This is a genomic window from Bradyrhizobium algeriense, assembly GCF_003062295.1.
Classification (GTDB): domain Bacteria; phylum Pseudomonadota; class Alphaproteobacteria; order Rhizobiales; family Xanthobacteraceae; genus Bradyrhizobium; species Bradyrhizobium algeriense.
In genome coordinates, this window is sequence record NZ_PYCN01000201.1 from 1 (window position 1) to 596 (window position 596).

A 596-nucleotide genomic window follows, 5' to 3' on the forward strand; every position below is an offset into this window, starting at 1 on the left:
GACGCGCGGACGGTGCTGGAGAGCCTGCCGTTGTGGTTCGAGCACTACAACAGCCTTCACCCGCATAAGGCGCTCGGCTATCGTTCACCGCGTGAGTTCATTGCCTCACGTCAACCGGGATGATCCTGTCCGATCTTTCGGGGGCAACAACACCCCTTTCGTGGGGACAACGCTCATGCTTGGCGTATGTCATGACCTCTGAGTGAGCAGTCTGATTCAGTGAAGCTCAGCGCAGTGTCCTCCCGCACCCACCGTCATGCCAAGGCCATCGGAGCTCTCGCCGCCAAGCGTGTCCCGGCGCACCGGCGCCGATGGTCACACCCGTTGGTTACAGAGCCGCCACCGCACCGCTCCGCCGCCTCTTCCCACCGCTCTCTGACGATCTCTGATCGATATCACTAGCGTGTTTGGGCTAAACCACGCGAGCAATCTGGAACGTGTTTCGGCTTATTTGGGGAGCCCCGGTCCCAGCCGTCCTACCTGCTGGCTATTCATTCAAGAGCTTGCCCCCTGTGTGGATTCCGTGAGGGTCTCGTTTCATTAATAAGACGTAAGAGGATCTTATGCGACTCTAATGAGACTATCCTCTTGGATCC

General features: G+C 58.4%; 1 protein-coding gene. It reads left to right on the forward strand.

Features of this window, described 5'->3' with window-relative positions:
* On the forward strand, positions 1-123 hold a 123-nt coding region (locus C7G61_RS43115; protein WP_145963848.1), incomplete at its 5' end, for an integrase core domain-containing protein.
* Between the last annotated feature and the right edge of the window lie 473 nt (positions 124-596).